This window comes from Streptomyces sp. NPDC056061, from assembly GCF_042266885.1.
GTDB lineage: Bacteria > Actinomycetota > Actinomycetes > Streptomycetales > Streptomycetaceae > Streptomyces.
This window is the reverse complement of sequence record NZ_JBHJWQ010000013.1, coordinates 34094-51017: the sequence shown is the minus strand read 5'-3', so window position 1 is coordinate 51017 and position 16924 is coordinate 34094. Positions and strand designations below refer to the sequence as shown.

General features: G+C 71.5%; 18 protein-coding genes. 11 read left to right on the top strand and 7 right to left on the bottom strand.

The genetic code is table 11. The features are described 5' to 3' along the window. Positions 1-49: 49 nt before the first annotated feature. Both ACFC79_RS19670 and miaA read right to left on the bottom strand, forming a co-directional pair. Positions 50-496, bottom strand: a complete 447-nt coding sequence (locus ACFC79_RS19670) for a hypothetical protein (protein ID WP_376241946.1) — start codon at positions 494-496, stop codon at positions 50-52. 107 nt (positions 497-603) lie between these two features. Next, the gene (gene miaA / locus ACFC79_RS19665; protein ID WP_376241756.1) at positions 604-1542 is read right to left on the bottom strand and encodes a tRNA (adenosine(37)-N6)-dimethylallyltransferase MiaA; all 939 of its coding nucleotides are present in this window, start codon (positions 1540-1542) and stop codon (positions 604-606) included. A gap of 282 nt (positions 1543-1824) precedes the next feature. Here miaA and ACFC79_RS19660 point away from each other — a divergent pair, with 282 nt between their 5' ends. Then, on the top strand, positions 1825-2094 hold the full coding sequence (locus ACFC79_RS19660) for an antitoxin (RefSeq protein WP_376241754.1): 270 nt from the start codon (positions 1825-1827) through the stop codon (positions 2092-2094). Positions 2095-2236: 142 nt separating this feature from the next. Here the strand turns inward: ACFC79_RS19660 and ACFC79_RS19655 are convergent, their stop codons facing one another. Then, the gene (locus tag ACFC79_RS19655; protein WP_376241752.1) at positions 2237-2950 is read right to left on the bottom strand and encodes a class III extradiol dioxygenase subunit B-like domain-containing protein; all 714 of its coding nucleotides are present in this window, start codon (positions 2948-2950) and stop codon (positions 2237-2239) included. A gap of 165 nt (positions 2951-3115) precedes the next feature. Continuing rightward, a complete protein-coding gene (gene miaB, locus ACFC79_RS19650) occupies positions 3116-4645 on the bottom strand; it encodes a tRNA (N6-isopentenyl adenosine(37)-C2)-methylthiotransferase MiaB (RefSeq protein ID WP_376241750.1) in 1530 nt (509 codons plus the stop codon). A gap of 89 nt (positions 4646-4734) precedes the next feature. Here miaB and ACFC79_RS19645 point away from each other — a divergent pair, with 89 nt between their 5' ends. After that, positions 4735-5733 (top strand): TAXI family TRAP transporter solute-binding subunit, encoded by a 999-nt coding sequence (locus tag ACFC79_RS19645; protein ID WP_376241748.1) that lies wholly within the window; start codon positions 4735-4737, stop codon positions 5731-5733. 46 nt (positions 5734-5779) lie between these two features. On the opposite strand, the gene ACFC79_RS19640 is transcribed toward ACFC79_RS19645, so the two are convergent. Further along, positions 5780-7174, bottom strand: coding sequence for a sensor histidine kinase (locus ACFC79_RS19640; protein WP_376241746.1), 1395 nt, complete (start codon positions 7172-7174; stop codon positions 5780-5782). Positions 7175-7189: 15 nt separating this feature from the next. Further along, positions 7190-7882, bottom strand: a complete 693-nt coding sequence (locus ACFC79_RS19635) for a response regulator transcription factor (RefSeq protein WP_376241745.1) — start codon at positions 7880-7882, stop codon at positions 7190-7192. A 364-nt stretch (positions 7883-8246) separates the two neighbouring features. On the opposite strand from ACFC79_RS19635, the gene ACFC79_RS19630 reads away from it, so the two are divergent. From ACFC79_RS19630 to ACFC79_RS19590, 9 genes are all read left to right on the top strand, one after another. After that, positions 8247-9032, top strand: a complete 786-nt coding sequence (locus tag ACFC79_RS19630) for an amino acid ABC transporter ATP-binding protein (protein WP_376241743.1) — start codon at positions 8247-8249, stop codon at positions 9030-9032. Between the two features lie 32 nt (positions 9033-9064). Next, positions 9065-9988, top strand: coding sequence for a glutamate ABC transporter substrate-binding protein (locus ACFC79_RS19625; RefSeq protein ID WP_376241741.1), 924 nt, complete (start codon positions 9065-9067; stop codon positions 9986-9988). A gap of 108 nt (positions 9989-10096) precedes the next feature. Further along, positions 10097-10744, top strand: a complete 648-nt coding sequence (locus tag ACFC79_RS19620; protein ID WP_376241739.1) for an amino acid ABC transporter permease — start codon at positions 10097-10099, stop codon at positions 10742-10744. Next, positions 10741-11658 carry an amino acid ABC transporter permease gene (locus ACFC79_RS19615; RefSeq protein WP_376241737.1) on the top strand — a complete coding sequence of 306 codons (918 nt, stop codon included), beginning with the start codon at positions 10741-10743 and terminating at the stop codon, positions 11656-11658. Before ACFC79_RS19620 ends, ACFC79_RS19615 begins: the two co-directional genes overlap by 4 nt. A gap of 590 nt (positions 11659-12248) precedes the next feature. Then, positions 12249-13874, top strand: coding sequence for an FAD-dependent monooxygenase (locus ACFC79_RS19610; RefSeq protein ID WP_376241735.1), 1626 nt, complete (start codon positions 12249-12251; stop codon positions 13872-13874). Between the two features lie 32 nt (positions 13875-13906). After that, positions 13907-13993, top strand: coding sequence for a putative leader peptide (locus tag ACFC79_RS19605; RefSeq protein ID WP_336621184.1), 87 nt, complete (start codon positions 13907-13909; stop codon positions 13991-13993). Positions 13994-14067: 74 nt separating this feature from the next. Further along, on the top strand, positions 14068-14616 hold the full coding sequence (locus tag ACFC79_RS19600; protein WP_376241733.1) for a cysteine dioxygenase: 549 nt from the start codon (positions 14068-14070) through the stop codon (positions 14614-14616). Beyond that, positions 14613-15020: a rhodanese-like domain-containing protein gene (locus ACFC79_RS19595; RefSeq protein ID WP_376241731.1), complete on the top strand. Its 408-nt coding sequence runs from the start codon at positions 14613-14615 to the stop codon at positions 15018-15020. The genes ACFC79_RS19600 and ACFC79_RS19595 overlap by 4 nt, the downstream gene beginning before the upstream one ends. A gap of 335 nt (positions 15021-15355) precedes the next feature. After that, the gene (locus tag ACFC79_RS19590; protein ID WP_376241729.1) at positions 15356-16033 is read left to right on the top strand and encodes a hypothetical protein; all 678 of its coding nucleotides are present in this window, start codon (positions 15356-15358) and stop codon (positions 16031-16033) included. Between the two features lie 133 nt (positions 16034-16166). Here the strand turns inward: ACFC79_RS19590 and ACFC79_RS19585 are convergent, their stop codons facing one another. Then, entirely contained in the window at positions 16167-16817 is a 651-nt protein-coding gene (locus ACFC79_RS19585; RefSeq protein WP_376241727.1) for a TetR/AcrR family transcriptional regulator, read from the bottom strand. Positions 16818-16924 lie beyond the last annotated feature (107 nt).

Here is a 16924-nt window from a genome sequence, read left to right as displayed (position 1 = left end):
GGCACGGGGCCGGACGGCTCCGGAGGGGGCCGGGCCGTGCCGGGGCCGGTCAGTGGCGCAGCCGGTCCACGCGCCAGACGGCCAGCGCCACCAGTGCCAGGCACACGGCGACGTAAAGGGCGATCACGCGCCAGTCGGACCGCTCGCCCGTGCCCCGCTGCGGCAGCCCGGGCCAGGTGTGACCGACGCGTCGGGCGGCCATCATGCCCCAGCCCGCGGCGCAGCCGCTGATGAGCAGCCCCAGCATGGCGACGACCGCGCCGCCGTCGCCACCGCCGAACTCGAAGGCGAGGGGGAAGGCGAACATCAGGGAGCCGACGGCCGCGAGCGCGACGATCGGTGCGAGCTGCCAGATGCGCAGACGCCTCGCGGGGCGCAGCTCGACCTCGACCTCCGGGGCCACATCGAGCTCATCGGGTCCGTCGGGGCTCAGGTGGCCCGGCTCGTGTCCCGTGCCCGGTGCGTCGTCTTCCGTGTCGCGAGGGCCGGCCTCCATCGCCACGCGCCCTCCCAACTCGGACTCCACTGATCGATCGATGCTCGATGATGGCACGCTCCGGGGCACCGAAATGACGGGCGGGGCTTCCCGATGCCATCACGTGATCAGGCTGTAACCGCTCGTTCGACCAACGCCTGCGCCTGCCCCGGGAGTTCCCCGCGGTGCTCCGCTGCACCGCTCAGCCAGTGGACCCGGGGGTCGCGGCGGAACCACGAGTCCTGACGACGCGCGAAGCGTTTGGTGGCGCGGACGGTCTCGGCGCGCGCCTCGTCCTCGGTGCACTCCCCGGCCAGCGCGGCCAGCACCTGTTGGTAGCCGAGTGCCCGGGACGCGGTGCGTCCGTCGCGCAGGCCGAGTTCCTCCAGGGCGCGCACCTCCGCGACGAGTCCGGCCTCCCACATCCGGTCGACCCTCCGGGCGATGCGTTCGTCGAGCTCCGGACGGGCCACGTCGACGCCGATCTGCACGGTGTCGTACACCGCGTCGTTGCCCGGGAGGTTGGCGGTGAAGGGCTTGCCGGTGATCTCGATGACTTCGAGGGCCCGGACGATCCGGCGGCCGTTGCTCGGCAGGATGGCCCGGCCCGCCTCGGGGTCGGCGGCGGCGAGACGGGCGTGCAGGAACCCGGAACCGCGCTCGTCCAGCTCCGCCTCCAGCCTGGTCCGCACGTCGGGGTCGGTGCCGGGGAACTCAAGGGCGTCGATGGCGCCCTTCACGTAGAGCCCCGAACCGCCGACCAGGACCGGGGTACGGCCCGCTGCCAGCAGCCGGTCGATCTCGGCCCGGGCCAGCCGCTGGTACTCGGCGACGCTGGCGGTCTCGGTGACGTCCCAGATGTCCAGGAGGTGGTGCGGAACGTTCCCGCGCTCGTCGGGTGTCAGTTTGGCGGTGCCGATGTCCATGCCGCGGTAGAGCTGCATGGAGTCGGCGTTCACCACCTCGCCGTTCAGCTGCTGTGCCAGGAATACTCCCAGATCGGACTTTCCGGCGGCAGTGGGACCGACGACGGTGATGACCCGCGGTGCGGGAGCTGAGCTTCTCACCGCCTCAGTCTCGCAAACGTCCCGCCCCGTTCCCGAACCCATGGGGTGCCCCGGTCCGTATCGCCGGGCCGCACCGGCCCCCGTACCCGCCCTCCTACGTGGACGGTCGTCCGTCGCCCCTCGGCTCCCAACGGCGAATCCCTGCCCGCACCAGTAGAATTCATAGGTGAATACGGGTGTTTCGCATGGTTTGCGATCCGGTGGCGTCGCCGCGCGGTGACACCGTCGGTGGCCCGGCCGACCGGACACCCGGCCATGGTCCCCCAGCAGAGAAGGTGCCCGATGGGCTTCCTGGACACGTTGAAGGCCAAGCTGAGTCCCGCCAAGGACAAGGTCGGCGAACTCGCGCATCAGCACGGGGGCAAGATCGACCAGGGTCTCGACAAGGCGGCACGGACGGTCGACGAGAAGACCAAGCACAAGTACAGCGACAAGATCGATTCCGGCACGAGGAAGGCCAAGGAAGCGGTCGAGCGTCTGGCCCACAAGCCCGAGGAGAGTGCGCACGAGCGGGAGGACGGTACGCCGCCGACCACCCCGCCCGCTCCGTGACCATCAGGCGAACGAGTCGGCGGACGGCCGTGCGGCGGAGCGGTGACACGGCCGCCGCCGTCCCGGTGCGGTACCACGGAGGCGGTCCGGGCGGCATCGCACGGACGGGGCTGCCCCGGCGGGGCAGCCCCGGCTGGCGCGCTCAGGACCAGGCGGCGACGAAATAGCCCACGCCGTACGGGGCGTCCTCGTGGAGCAGTCGGCCGCGCAGGCCGGCACCTTCGGCCGCCCCCGCGAGCACCTGCCACGGTGCCCGGCCCGCCGCCTTGAGCCGGTACGCCAGTGACGCGTCCAGCGCGATCAGCGCGGCGGGATCGGCGGCGCCGAGGGCGCGGGCGGCCGCGGCGTCGAATGCCTCGGCGCGTTCGTCCAGATAGCCGGGGGCCTTGAGCGTGCGGCAGGCGCTGCCGTCGCCCATCACCAGCAGCGCGACCCGGTCCGCCCGCGCGGCCAGGTCGCGGCCGGTGCTCACGCAGTGTTCCGTTTCGAGCGGTTCTCCCACGCCGAGGCCCTCGACCGGCACGTCGGTCCGGTCGGCCCGGGCGAGCAGCCAGGCGCCGACGGCCAGGGACGGCGGAAGCGGACGTTCGGCGGGCGGCTGCTGCGCGCGCCCGAGCCGTACGCCGAGGTCGACGCCGAAGCCCGCGAAGGTGGCTGTGGCTCCCTCGGGGTGCGGCCCGCGGCCGGCGTGGGCCGCGGGCCCGACGACGATCAGCAGGTCGGGCCGTGCGGCGGCGAGTTCCTCCAGGGCCGTGGCGCAGGCGTCACGCAGCCCGTCGAGCTCGGGCGCGGCACCTGCGGCGACCTCGGGCACCAGCAGAGGGGGACAGGGGCAGACTGCGGCGGCGACAAGCATGGTGGGCAGCGTACTGCGTGGGTGCACGGCGCCGGACGGCCGCTGCCGCCCGGCGGGTGGACCGGGGCGGTCGTGGCCGACCGGTCCGACGCCCTCGACCTCGGAACCCGTCGGGCGGCCTCCGACCGGGCGTGACCGCCCGCGCGGAGGCCGCCCGACGGACGCTCAGTCGCAGCCGCAGCCAGGAGCCGCGGCGGCGGGCAGCGGCGCGGGGGCACCGATGCCGGGCAGCCCCAGCATCACCCCGGCCGGCTTGGCCGCCTCGGTTGCGTTGCGCTTCTCCCAGGCGTCGCCGGCCCGGGTCCGCCGCACGCGGGCGGCGGGACCCTCGGCGAGCAGGTGGTGCGGGGCCGCGTAGGTGATCTCCACGGTCACCACGTCGCCCGGGCGTACCTCCTCGTCCGGCTTGGTGAAGTGGACCAGGCGGTTGTCGGGGGCGCGGCCGGAGAGGCGGTGGGTGGCTCCGTCCTTGCGGCCCTCGCCCTCCGCGACCATGACCTCCAGCGTCCGGCCGACCTGCTTCTTGTTCTCCTCCCAGGAGATTTCCTCCTGGAGGGCGGACAGACGCATGTACCGCTCCTGGACGACCTCCTTGGGGATCTGCCCCTCCATCTCGGCGGCCGGGGTGCCGGGGCGCTTGGAGTACTGGAAGGTGAAGGCGTTGGCGAAGCGCGCCTCGCGGACCACGTGCAGGGTCTGCTCGAAGTCCTCCTCGGTCTCGCCGGGGAAGCCCACGATGATGTCGGTGGAGATGGCGGCGTCCGGCATGGCGGCGCGCACCTTCTCGATGATGCCGAGGAACCGCTCCTGACGGTACGAGCGCCGCATGGCCCTGAGGACCGTGTCCGAACCCGACTGCAGCGGCATGTGCAGCTGCGGCATCACATTGGGTGTCTCGGCCATGGCCGCGATCACGTCGTCGGTGAAGTCGCGGGGGTGCGGCGAGGTGAAGCGGACCCGCTCCAGGCCGTCGATCGCCCCGCAGGCGCGCAGCAGCTTGGAGAACGCCTCCCGGTCGCCGATGTCGGAGCCGTACGCGTTCACGTTCTGGCCGAGCAGGGTGATCTCCGAGACGCCCTCGGCGACCAGTGCCTCGATCTCGGCGAGGATGTCGCCGGTGCGGCGGTCCTTCTCCTTGCCGCGCAGCGCCGGGACGATGCAGAAGGTGCAGGTGTTGTTGCAGCCGACGGAGATGGAGACCCAGGCCGCGTAGGCGGACTCGCGCCGGGTGGGGAGGGTGGAGGGGAACGCCTCCAGCGATTCGGCGATCTCGATCTGGGCCTCCGCCTGGACGCGGGCGCGCTCCAGCAGCACCGGCAGCTTGCCGATGTTGTGCGTGCCGAAGACGACGTCCACCCAGGGGGCCCGTTCGACGATGGTGGCGCGGTCCTTCTGGGCCAGGCAGCCGCCGACGGCGATCTGCATGCCGGGGCGCCGGGTCTTCATCGGGGCGAGCCGGCCGAGGTTGCCGTAGAGCTTGTTGTCGGCGTTCTCCCGCACCGCGCAGGTATTGAAGACGACGACGTCGGCGTCGCCGTCGGAGCCCTCCGCGGCGCGCACGTACCCGGCGTCCTCCAGCAGTCCGGACAGCCGCTCGGAGTCGTGGACGTTCATCTGGCACCCGTAGGTGCGGATTTCGTAGCTTTTGGTTCCCTGAACGTCCACTGCGAGGCTCCGGTCGCTGCTGCTGGTCATCCCTCAAGGGTAGGCGGTCCCGGGAGTGCCTCCGGCGCCGGAGGTTCCGGCCCTGGTCATCGCCCCGAACGGCTGGCAGGATCGCCGCCATGCTCCAGGCACTGTCCCGCGTCGGCCGTCGGCGTTCCTTCCAGGTGTGCGCCGCCCTCGTCGTCGTGCTCGGACTGCTGCTGTGGTGGCTGCTCCCGCTCGGAGGGCAGGCTCCGAGCGGCACGCTGACGTTCAGCACCGGGGTGCGCAGCGGGGTGTACCAGCGCTACGGCGAGCGGCTGCGGGGCGATCTGGCCGAGGACCTGCCGCAGGTGTCGATCCGGCTCCGGACGAGCGAGGGGTCGCAGCAGAACATCGCGCGGGTGGCGACCGGCGAGGCGGACTTCACCATCGCCACCGCCGACGCCCTCGCCACCTATCTGCGCGAGGGCGGCCCGGGGGCCGGCCGGCTGCGGGGCTGCGTCCGGTTGTACGACGACTACATCCAGCTGGTGGTGCCCCGGGACTCGCCGGTCCGCCGGGTCTCGGACCTGCGCGGCAGACGGGTCGGGGTGGGGCAGCCGGGCTCGGGCGTACGGCTGGTGGCCGACCGGCTCCTGACGGCCGCCGGTATCGATCCCGTGCACGGCATCACGCCGATTCCCGACGGCATCGACACCATGCCCAAGCAGTTGGAGCGTGATCGGCTGGACGCGTTCTTCTGGTCCGGCGGGCTGCCCACCTCGGCAGTGCAGGAACTCTCGGACCGGTTCCCGATCCGGCTCGTGCCGCTGGAGGCCCAGCTGATCAAGGAGCTCCAGTCGGCGGGCGGGTCCGCCCGTCACTACCGGTCGGCGGTGATGCCGGCGGACGCCTACCGGACCGTGCAGCAGGGGCAGGCGGTGCCGACGGTGGCCATCGCCAATGTGCTGGTGACCACCGATCGCACGGATCCGGCGCTGACCGAGGTGTTCACCCGGACCGTGATCGACAGCCGGGACCGCATCGGACGCGAGGTGCACGCGGCCCAGCTGGTGGATCTGCGCACGGCCATCTACACCGATCCGCTGCCCCTGCACGAGGGGGCCAAGCGCTACTACCGCTCGGTGAAGCCGTGATCCGTGCCTTCGCCGCTTCCTGTCCGCCGCCGTCCCGCGCGCCCGCTCAGCCCTGCGGGCGCTCGCGCGGCAGCGTCACCGTGACCCGGAGCCCGTGCGGCTCATTGGCGGCGTAGCCGAGAGACCCCCCGCCCGCGGCCAGGAGCGCCTGGGAGATGGAGAGTCCGAGACCCGAGCCCTTCACGTTCTGGTGCTGGTTGCTGCGCCAGAACCGGTCCCCGACGCGCTCCCTCTCCTGCGCGGTCAGGCCGGGGCCGCGGTCGGCGACGACGACCGTGACGTCGTCGGCTCCGGAACCGACCGTGACCAGGACCTCTTCGCCGGCCGGGGTGAATTTCAGGGCGTTGTCGATGACGGCGTCGAGAACACTGGACAGCGCGATGGGGTCCGCCCAGGCCGTCACGGCGGACGCACCGTCGGTGCCGAGCCGTACACCCTTCTCCTCCGCGACCGGGCGCCAGGAGGCGACGCGTTCCCCGGCGAGCGCGCCGATGTCCGTGAGTCGCAGGTCCGCCGCGGTGTGTTCGGCGAGCGCCAGGTCGAGCAGGTCGTCCAGGACCTGCGCGAGGCGCTTGCCCTCGGTGCGCACGGAGGCGATCTCCTCGTTCCCCTGGGGGAGTTCGAGGGCGAGCAGCTCGATCCGCAGCAACAGCGCGGCCAGCGGGTTGCGCAACTGGTGCGAGGCGTCCGCGACGAAGGCGCGCTGCTGTTCCAGCACGTTCTCCACGTTGTCGGCCATCTCGTTGAACGACCGGGCCAGGCGCCTGAGTTCCGGCGGGCCGCCGGAAGCGGCCACTCTCGATCTCATCCGGCCGCTGGCGATGTCGTGGGTGGCCGCGTCCAGGGTCCGCACCGGCAGCAGGACCCAGCCGGTGAGTCTGATCGCGGCACCGACCGCCACCAGCATGGCGACCGCCTCGCCGGCGGCGATCAGCAGCCAGCCGTTCAGGGTGCGCGAGCGCATCTGGGAGGTGGGCGAGTCGATGACCACGACGGCGACGACGTCGCCGTCCCGTACGACGGGCGAGGCGATGACGATCCTCCCCCGCTGCCAGGGCCAGACCTGGGGCGGGTCGTGGCTGCGACGGCCGAGGAGCGCCTCCTTGAACGCCTCCCTCCCCTCCCCGTCCAGGGGCAGTTGCCAGTCCGTGGGCGCCTTGGCCAGGGCGCTGTCGTCGCGGTAGAAGACACCGGCGCGGATGCCGTACACCGAGGCGTAGGTGTCGAGTTCGCCGCGCAGGGTGCGCCGCCGCTCGTCGTACCCCGGGCCGCGCTCGGCGACGAACTGGGCCAGCGCGGCGAACCGAGCCGCGTCGTCGATGCGGTCGATGACGACGCGCTGCTGCTGGGCGTTGGCCACGCTCACGGCCAGCGGGAAGCCGAGGGCGAGCAGCACGCTCGCCATGAGCACGATGAGCAGGGGAAGCAGCCGGGTGCGCACCTGGGACGTACGCCTCTACGCGGTCGGGGCGACGAGGCGGTAGCCGACGCCGCGCACCGTCTCGATCAGCGCGGGCAGCCTCAGCTTGGAACGCAGGGACGCGACGTGCACTTCGAGGGTCCGCCCGGTGCCCTCCCAACTCGTGCGCCACACCTCGCTGATGATCTGCTCCCGGCGGAAGACCACGCCCGGCCGTTGGGCCAGCAGCGCGAGCAGATCGAACTCCTTGCGGGTGAGCTGGATTTCGGCGCCGTCGACGCTGACCCGCCGGGTGGGCAGCTCGATCCGGACGTGCCCGAGGTGCAGCGCGGCGACCGGTGTGGACGCGGTGTCCTCGCCGGTGGAGTTGCGCCGGCTGACGGCGTGGATGCGGGCGAGGAGTTCGCCGGTGTCGTAGGGCTTGACGACGTAGTCGTCGGCGCCGAGGTTGAGGCCGTGGATCCGCGACCGGACGTCGGCGCGGGCGGTCACCATGATCACCGGCGTGGAGGTGCGCTTGCGGATCTTGCCGCAGACCTCGTAGCCGTCCTGGTCGGGCAGCCCGAGGTCGAGGAGCACGACGCCGAAGGGTTCCGTGTCCGCGGGCAGCAGCGCGTGGAGCGCCTCCTCGCCCGTGCGCGCGTGCACGACCCGGAAGCCGTGCCGGGCGAGGATCGCGGAGAGGGCGGCCGCGACGTGGTTGTCGTCCTCGACGAGCAACAGTCTCATGCGACTCCCTTCCGTCGTCGGTGCGGTGCCACGCGCCGCGCGAAGGATGCCGCGCGGCGTGCGTGCTGTGTGTCGGTGCCGGTTCCGTGCACCTCTCGTCACTTTCCCGTACGGAGGTGTTTCACGTCATGGCGTACCAGGGCATCCACTCCGATGGGCGGTGTGTCCGTCAAGGGTTCACCGGTCGCATCCAGCCATCCGTTATCCACCCGGTACGCCCGGGATGCCGCATCCGCACCCCCGCTCACGGGGAGTGTCCGGATGCCACCGGATCGTTATCCTCAATTCTCGCTCAGATGTGATGACGCTGGTCGCACCGGCCCCTATGGTCCTTCCCAACCGAGGAGGACGGAGCAAGAAGCCGATGAGCGGAGTTTCAGTGACCAAGGGCGCCGAGGACGCCGCAGCCGCGGCGAACGACCTTGTCGTACTGAGCAACGTCAACAAGCACTTCGGCGCGCTGCATGTGCTCCAGGACATCGACCTGACCATCGCCCGGGGCGAGGTCGTGGTCGTCATCGGACCCTCCGGGTCCGGGAAGTCCACGCTGTGCCGCACGATCAACCGCTTGGAGACGATCGACTCGGGCGCCATCACGATCGACGGCAAGCCGCTGCCGCAGGAGGGCCGGGAGCTGGCACGACTGCGTGCCGATGTCGGGATGGTTTTCCAGTCGTTCAATCTCTTCGCGCACAAGACGGTGCTCGAAAATGTGATGCTGGGTCAGATAAAGGTCCGCAAGACGGACAAGAAGGCCGCCGAGGACAAGGCCCGTTCGCTGCTGGAGCGGGTGGGTGTCGCGACGCAGGCCGACAAGTACCCGGCCCAGCTCTCCGGCGGTCAGCAGCAACGCGTGGCCATCGCACGGGCGTTGGCGATGGATCCCAAGGTGATCCTCTTCGACGAGCCGACCTCCGCGCTCGACCCGGAGATGATCAACGAGGTGCTGGACGTCATGCAGCAGCTCGCCCGCGAGGGCATGACGATGGTCGTGGTCACGCACGAGATGGGCTTCGCGCGTTCGGCCGCGAACCGGGTCGTCTTCATGGCGGACGGAAAGATCGTCGAAGAGGCCGCGCCCGACCAGTTCTTCAGCAACCCGCGCAGCGACCGGGCCAAGGACTTCCTCTCGAAGATCCTTCACCACTGATGACAACGACCTACGGCATAAGGAAAGTTCACATGAATCTCCGCAAGTCGGCCGCCGTCGCGGCCATCGCCGTGCTCACCCTGACCGCGACCGCCTGCGGTGGCAAGGAGGGCTCGGCCGGCGACAAGCCCGCCGGGACCAAGCCCGGCGCCTCGGGCGCACCCGAGTTGCCGAAGTACACCGTCGCGACGGGCGTCGACCTGGACTCGCCGACCTTCAAGGAGGCGAAGAAGCGCGGCAAGCTGATCATCGGCGCCAAGGCCGACCAGCCCTACCTCGGGTTCGAGGACCAGTCGACGAAGGAGCGCTCCGGCTTCGACATCGAGATCGCCACGATGATCGCCGCCGACCTCGGCTTCTCGAAGGACCAGATCGAGTGGAAGACCGTGGACTCGGGCATCCGTGAGACCGCGATCTCGAAGGGGCAGGTCGACTACTTCGTCGGCACCTACACGATCAACGACGAGCGCAAGAAGCAGGTCGGCTTCGCCGGCCCGTACTACAAGGCGGGCGCCGACCTGCTCGTGCGCAAGGACGACACCTCCATCACCGGCAAGGACGCCGTGAAGGACAAGAAGGTGTGCTCCATCGTCGGCTCCACGCCGCTCCAAGAGATCAAGAAGCCCGAGTACGGCGCGAAGGTCGTCGAGCTCGCCAAGTACTCCGACTGCGTGCAGCAGTTGTTGACCAAGCAGGTCGACGCGGTCACCACGGACGACTCGATCCTCAAGGGCTACGCCGCGCAGAACCCCGAGAAGCTGAAGGTCGTCGGCAAGCCGTTCACGGAGGAGCCGTACGGCGTGGGCCTCAACAAGGGCGACAAGGTGCTGCGCGACGCCATCAACAGCTCCCTGGAGAAGCACGTCGGCGACGGAACGTACCAGAAGATCTACGACGCAACCCTCGGTCTGTCCGGCTCGAAGTACGTGGCTCCGCCCACCGTCGAGCGCTACTGACCGAGCAGCCGACCGACGTGTCCCGTACGCGGTTCCGCCTTCCGGAACGCGTACGGGGCGCCCCTTCCCCCCTGCCCCGATGCCGCTGACAGCCGACGCGGAGATCTCATGAATGTACTGCTCGACAATTTCCCGGAATTCCGCGACGGCTTCATAGGAACCGTGTCGATCACCGTCGTCAGCTCGGTCATCGCGCTGGTCCTCGGTGTCCTCATCGCCGGTCTCAGGGTCTCTCCGGTGCCACCGCTGCGGGTCTTCGGCACCGCCTGGGTGACACTGCTGCGCAACACCCCGCTGACACTGCTCTTCCTGGTCTCCTTCTTCGTCGTACCCGAAATCCTCTTCCCCGGCATGAGCCCGTTCCTGCTCGGTTCGCTGGCGCTCGGTTTCTACACCTCGTCGTTCGTGTGCGAAGCGGTCCGCTCGGGCATCGGCACCGTTCCCCTGGGGCAGGCCGAGGCCGCCCGCTCCATCGGCATGACGTTCTCCCAGACGCTGAGGATCGTGGTGCTGCCGCAGGCCACACGGACCGTCATCCCGCCGCTGAGCAGCATCTTCATCGCACTCACCAAGAACTCGGCGATCGCGGGTGCCTTCAGCGTCACGGAGCTGTTCGGCTGGCAGAAGCTCATGAGCGACCGGGGCTACGCCATCACCCCCGTCTTCATCTGGGTGGCCCTCGGCTACCTGGTCGTCACCTTTGCCATCAGCGGCCTGTTCTGGATGGTCGAACGTCGCATGGAGGTCGCCCGATGAGTGCCAGCGTGCTCTATGACACACCGGGCCCGAAGGCCGTCGTACGCAACCGGATCTACGCGGTCGTCGGGTCCCTGGCCATCCTGGCCCTGCTCGCGGTCAGCGTCGTGCGGCTGTCCGACAAGGGGCATCTGGCCCCCGAGATGTGGGACATCTTCAACTACGCCGGTATCCGGCAGAACATCGCCGACGCCGTACTCGCCACGCTGAAGGCATTCGGCCTCGCCGCGGTCGGGTCGCTGATCCTCGGTGTGGTCCTCGCCGTGGGCCGCCTCTCGGACCACAAGCCGGTCCGCTGGCTGGCCACCGCGTTCATCGAGCTGTTCCGCTCGATCCCGCTGCTGATCACCATCTACGCGATCTGGGTGGGCTTCCTCACCGACTACTCGATGTGGGCGCTGGCCCTCGGGCTGTCCGTCTACAACGGCTGCGTCCAGGCCGAGGTGCTGCGCGCCGGCATCAACTCGGTGCCCAGGGGCCAGCGCGAGGCCGCGTACGCCCTGGGCATGAGCAAGACCCAGGTGATGGTCACCGTCCTCATGCCGCAGGCGGTAAGGGCGATGCTGCCGACCATCATCAGCCAGCTCGTGGTCACCCTGAAGGACACCTCGCTGGGATTCATCATCCTGTACCCGGAGCTGCTTCAGACCGCCCGTCTGATCGCGTCCAACACGCAGGTGAACGGCCAGTACCCGTACGTCTCGACCATCATCGTCATCGGCGCCATCTACGTCGGCATGTGCCTGCTGCTCTCGGCGCTCGCCACGTGGATCGAGAAGCGCGGGCGGCGTGCCAGGACCGGCGTCGCGGTGACGGCGGCGGCCGCGCCGGGCGGGGCCCTGCTCCTTCCGGCCGACTCCGGTCCGGCCGGCCCGGACGCGGACGGCGGTACGGCGGGTCCCGGCAGTCACTGAGAGCGGTGGTCCCGCGCGAGGGGGCGCCTTCGGAACACGGGGCATGGGGGAGAGCGGTGACATCGACACCGCTCTCCCCCATCGCCGTCCCGTGCGACGGCTCCGGCCACGGCCCTCGCCCGGCACGCCGTCCCGGCCCGTGTCCCCGGCGGCACGGAAGGGCTGTCGGACGCCGGGGAGTTCGGACGCCCGTACGGTGGGAGGGCCGACGGCCTCGGTGCCGCCGCCGTGACATCGTCCGGGGCCGGGCCGGGCGACGGGCCTCCCGGCGACGAACACCGGTGGTCGCCGGGGTCGCATCCGGGCGCACCGGAGAACATCGGTGCGCCGGCGCTCGTCATGATGGTGGGCGGCGCGGTGCGACGGCCCGTCGCTCCGCGTCCCCGTGGGGCGGCAACGAATGCGCCATCACTGCCTCACCGCCTCCGGTGTCGCTTGACGCAGGCACCGGCAGTGGGTTGCATACGTTCTGTGATCGCGCCCCCTGCCCCCTTCGCCGCCACACCTCCGCCACGCCCCGTCCCGATGCCGGGGCGCGCCTTCGTGTCGCCCTCGTCCGCGCCGTGCGCACCGGTCCGAGGAGCTGCCCCGTGGACCCGGTGATCGTCGTCGGCGCGGGCCCGGTCGGCCTGACGCTGTCGCTCGCCCTCGCCGCGCAGGGCGTGCCCTGCGTCGTGCTCGACGAGGACCCGGCCACGAACGAGACGCGCCCCGCCCGCACCGTGGTACTGCGCGAGGACACCGCCGACCTGGTGGAACGGCTCGGCTGCAAGACGCTCGGGCACGAGGGGACGCGGTGGTCCGGATGGCGGTCCGTCCGGCGCAGGCAGGTCGTCCGCGAACTGCCGCTCGGTGTGCTCGGTGAGGGCTCCCGCGACGGAGATCCGCTGCCCCCCTCCCCCGTCCATCTGCCGCAGCACGCGCTGACGCGCGGTCTGTGGGACGCGGTGGCGGCACAGGACCTGGTGCGGGTGGTTCCGTTCAGCCGGATCGACACGCTGGAGCAGGACGCCGCCGGGGTCACGGTGCACACCAGGGAGCCGAACGCGACCTGGTGGCGCGGGAGTTACCTGGTGGGTTGTGACGGCGCCCGGTCCACGGTGCGCAAGCTGCTCGACATCCGCTTTCCCGGGCGGACGGCGGTGGAGCGGCATGCGGTCGCGGCCCTGCGCACCGAACTGCCCTGGCCGGGGCAGGCGGTGCTGCACCGGCTGCCGCCGTGGCGCGGTGGCGGCGACGAGGTGACCGCACGGCCGCTGCCGGACGGCGCCTGGCGGCTGGACTGGCTGCTGCCGCCGCGCGGCGAACTCGTCACCCCGGACGCCCTGATCACCCGGATCCGGGACACCCTGGCGGGCTGGTGCGGGGAGACACCGCCGTACGAACTGCTGGACACCGGCGTGTACACGCTGCACCACCGGCTCGCGCTGAGCTGGCGGGCCGGCCGGGCCTTCCTGGCCGGGGACGCCGCCCATCTGCTGGGCGCGCTGGGCACCCAGGGCGTCGACGAGGGACTGCGGGACGCGGAGAACCTCGCGTGGAAGCTGGCCGAGGTCTGGCACCACGGTCCCTCGGAGGTCCTGCTCGACAGCTACCAGGCGGAGCGGCGGGCCGCGGTGGCCGCTCGGCTGCGCGCCGCGGACCAGTCGCTGCCGATACTGCGCGGCTCGGGCGGCCTGCGGACCCTGCTCCCGGGGAGCGCACGGGGGCACGACGCGCTCCTCGCCGATGGCCATCTGGGCCATGGCCCGCTCGGTGCGCCCCCCTCCTACGCACACTCGCCCCTTGCGCCCCCACGCGCCGAGGCGCACACGTCCGTCGGTACGCCCCCCGGTACGCCGGTCGCCGACGTACGGGTCACCGCCCCCGACGGCACCACGGTGCGGCTGCGTGAACGACTGGGGCTGGGGCACCTCCTGGTGGTCCTGGTGGCGCCGGGAACAGGGGTGTGGGACCGGCGTCACTGGAAGACCGCGGGCGTCATGCCGCGCCTCGCCGAGGCCGTCGAGGCGCTACCGGTGAGCAGCGAACTGCTGGTGACGGAGGGCTATCCGGGGGCGTCGGCCCACACCGTGCTGCTGATCAGGCCGGACGGTCATCTCGTGGCATCGTTCGGTGGGGTTCGGCCCCAGGAGCTCCATGCGGCGGCGAACACGGTGCGTGGCGGCGACGTGCGCGCCTCCGCACGCTCCGACCGGACAGCGGACGTCAATTGACCGTCGCGGGCCCGCATGGTGTACTCCGGAACATGACCGACACCGATGTGCGCCTGTGGCGGAGGGTCCATATGGACCTCGTCCGCTACGCGGGCTGCGTGTGTCACCCGTCCTGCTGACTCGCCCCTCCCTGCCGTGCCGTGCGCTCCGCCGTGCGGCCGTGCCTCCGTGCGAATCCCTCAGGACGGCTTCCGTGTCTGCCCCCTCCTCCCCCTCTGCCCTCGTCCCCTCCGCCGCCGGGCCCGATTCCGGCCCCTCGGCCGCGGAACTTCTCGCCTTCGTCCGCCGTGTCGCCGCCGACGCCACGGTCGTCGCCTCGCTGCCGCTCGATCCCGAAGGGCGCACCTGGATCCCCCTCGACGGGCCCGCAGGCAGCGAGGCATGGCTGATCGGCTGGCCGCCGGGCACCGGCACCGGCTGGCACGACCACGCCGATTCGATCGGCGCCTTCACCACCGCGGCCGGCACCCTCCGGGAGTTCTCGCTCGCGGCCCGGCTGCCCGCCGACGGCTGGCGGACCCTCGAACTCGCCGACGGCATCGACCGTTCCCGGGAGCTGGCCACCGGACAGGGCCGCGCATTCGGTCGCCACCACGTCCACGAGGTACTGAACGAGTCCGCCACCGAACACGCCGTCTCCGTCCACGCGTACTATCCGCCGCTGCCGCGGATCCGGCGCTTCAGCCGGTCCGGTGTCGTGCTCCGGCTGGAACAGGTGGAAGGTCCGGAGGACTGGCAATGAGCGGCGGCCACGAGCGCGGGCCGGAGCCGGTGGGGATCGATGAGCTGCTGGAACGGGTCCGGGCCGGATTCGTCAGACTCGGCCCTGCGGAGGCCGCTGCCGCGCTCGCGGCCGGAGCGCTGCTCGTCGACATCCGCTACGCGGAGCTCCGGAATCGTGACGGGCTGATTCCGGGGGCACTGGTCGTCGAACGCAACGAGCTGGAGTGGCGGCTCGACCCACGGGGAAGCCATCGGGCCCCGGAGGCGGTGAGCCACGATCTCCGGATCGTGGTCGTCTGCAACGAGGGCTACGCGTCGAGCCTCGCCGTCGCGTCCCTCCGACGACTGGGGTTGCACGGGGCGACGGACCTGATCGGCGGTTTCCAGGCGTGGCGCGCGGCGGGTCTGCCCGTACGGGTGTGACCGGCCGGAAGACCGCTGCCCGTACAGGTGTGACCGGCCGGGCGACCGCTGCCCGTCCACGTGTCACCGGCCGGAAAACCGTTGCCCGTACAGGTGTGACGGACCGGGCGACCGCTGCCCGTCCGCATGTGACCGGCCGACGCCGCCCGTGCCGGGCGGCGAACACCTGCGAGCCCCCGCCCGCGTGTGACGACCGGGGAAGGAGCGGTCGAGGAATCCTCGTCGCCGATCCCCCGAATCCGCGACGACACACCCGAATGCCGCACTCCGGTGGAGCGATCTCCGTGCGCGACCGACATTCGGCTCAACGCCGAACACGTGACGGAGGCCGCGCCATGTCGAGCCCCACCCCCGCTCCTGTCCGCACCCGCATCCCCGCCCCTCTCCCGACCCCCGACCAGCTCGATGTGCAGGCCGCTCGCCTCCATGACACCGAGGCATGGCGTCGGATCGTCTCCGGCTGGGAACTCACCGCCGACGAACCGGAACACCTGCTTCCGCCCTCCGTCGCCACAGACCCGTCTCCGGGCTGTCGGCCGGAGGGCTGGCGTGGGCTGTTGTCCGTACCGGTCGATCAGCTCATCGCCGACTCCGTGCGCGCCCTGCCGACGGCCCCGCCGCGCGAGCGGCCCCTCCCCGGAAAGCTGGGCGCGATCCTTCCCGACCGGCTCCACACCTGGCGCCGTATCGGGCAGCCCGATGTCCGGCCGTCCACCCATCTCGCCCACGCGCGGCGCGTCCTGACGGAGTGGGGCTGGCAGAACACCCCGTACCGCCTGCGCAACGCCCGCGGCGCCCGCTGCGTCTGCGGCGCCCTTCTCACCGCGCACCGGCTCGGCTACGGCTCCCTGGACACCGTGGACCGGGCGGGCGCCTGGATCATCACCGAGCTCCGCTCCCGGGGCTGGACCGACCTGATCGGACCGTGGAACCGCTGCCCGGGCCGCACCGCGGAGGAAGCGCTCGCCCTGATCGACGCCACCATCGCCCGGGCCGCCCTGGCCGGGCAGTGAGCAGCGCCCCATTCCCCGGCCCGCCCCGGCCGCACCGCTTCCCGCGGCGGCCGGGGTGGCGGCACGGCCGTGCGCCGCGTCCCGGCCCCGCCCGGTCGCGTCCCGGCGCGGCCCGGCGCGGCCCGACGGCGCCTCAGCGCCGCCCGGTGAGCAGGGCGTCGACCAGGTCGCTCAACGGCCCGGCAAGATCCTGCTCGGTGGCCGACGCGAGTGGCTCCAAGCCGCGGGAGGCGCGCAGCACCGTGACCCCGAAGGCCACGGACAGCACGAGTTGGGCACGCAGAAGGAGTTCGTCCCGGGCGGGCTCGCCGGCTTCCCGGCCGACCGCCGAGGCGAGTCGCTCGCTGAACGTGCGCAACAGGCCGGTGCGCATCGGCTCGGTCCGCTCGTCGCCGGAGGAACGCAGCAGCAGGAGCAGGGCGTCGCTGTGGTCGTCCGAGGCGAGAAGACCCGCCGCGTAGCTGCCGATCCGTTCCGGCGCACGCCCCAGGTCGCCCACCGCGCCCGTGGTGTGGACCAGTTCGTCGATGACCGCCTTCAGACATGCCTCGAAGAGACCTTCCTTGGACTGGAAGTAACGGTTGATGAGGGCGACGTTGACGCCCGCGTCGTCGGCGATGTCGCGCACGGTGGTGGCCGCGTATCCGTCGTGCGCGAAACGGCGGCGGGCCGAGTCGAGCAGCAGCCCACGGGTCCTGGCACCGCTCCCCCGCCGGGACGCCGACGGGGCGTCGGCCGCTGTCGCCGGTGGTGTGGGACCGGCCTGGGAACCGCTGGCTTGCATGACTTTCCTCTCCGCCCGAACGGTACGTCCGATCGCGCCGCTGTGTAAACAGTTGTTGACCACAGGCCCGGGCTTGCCCTAGCGTCTATGTAAGCAGTTGTTTACTT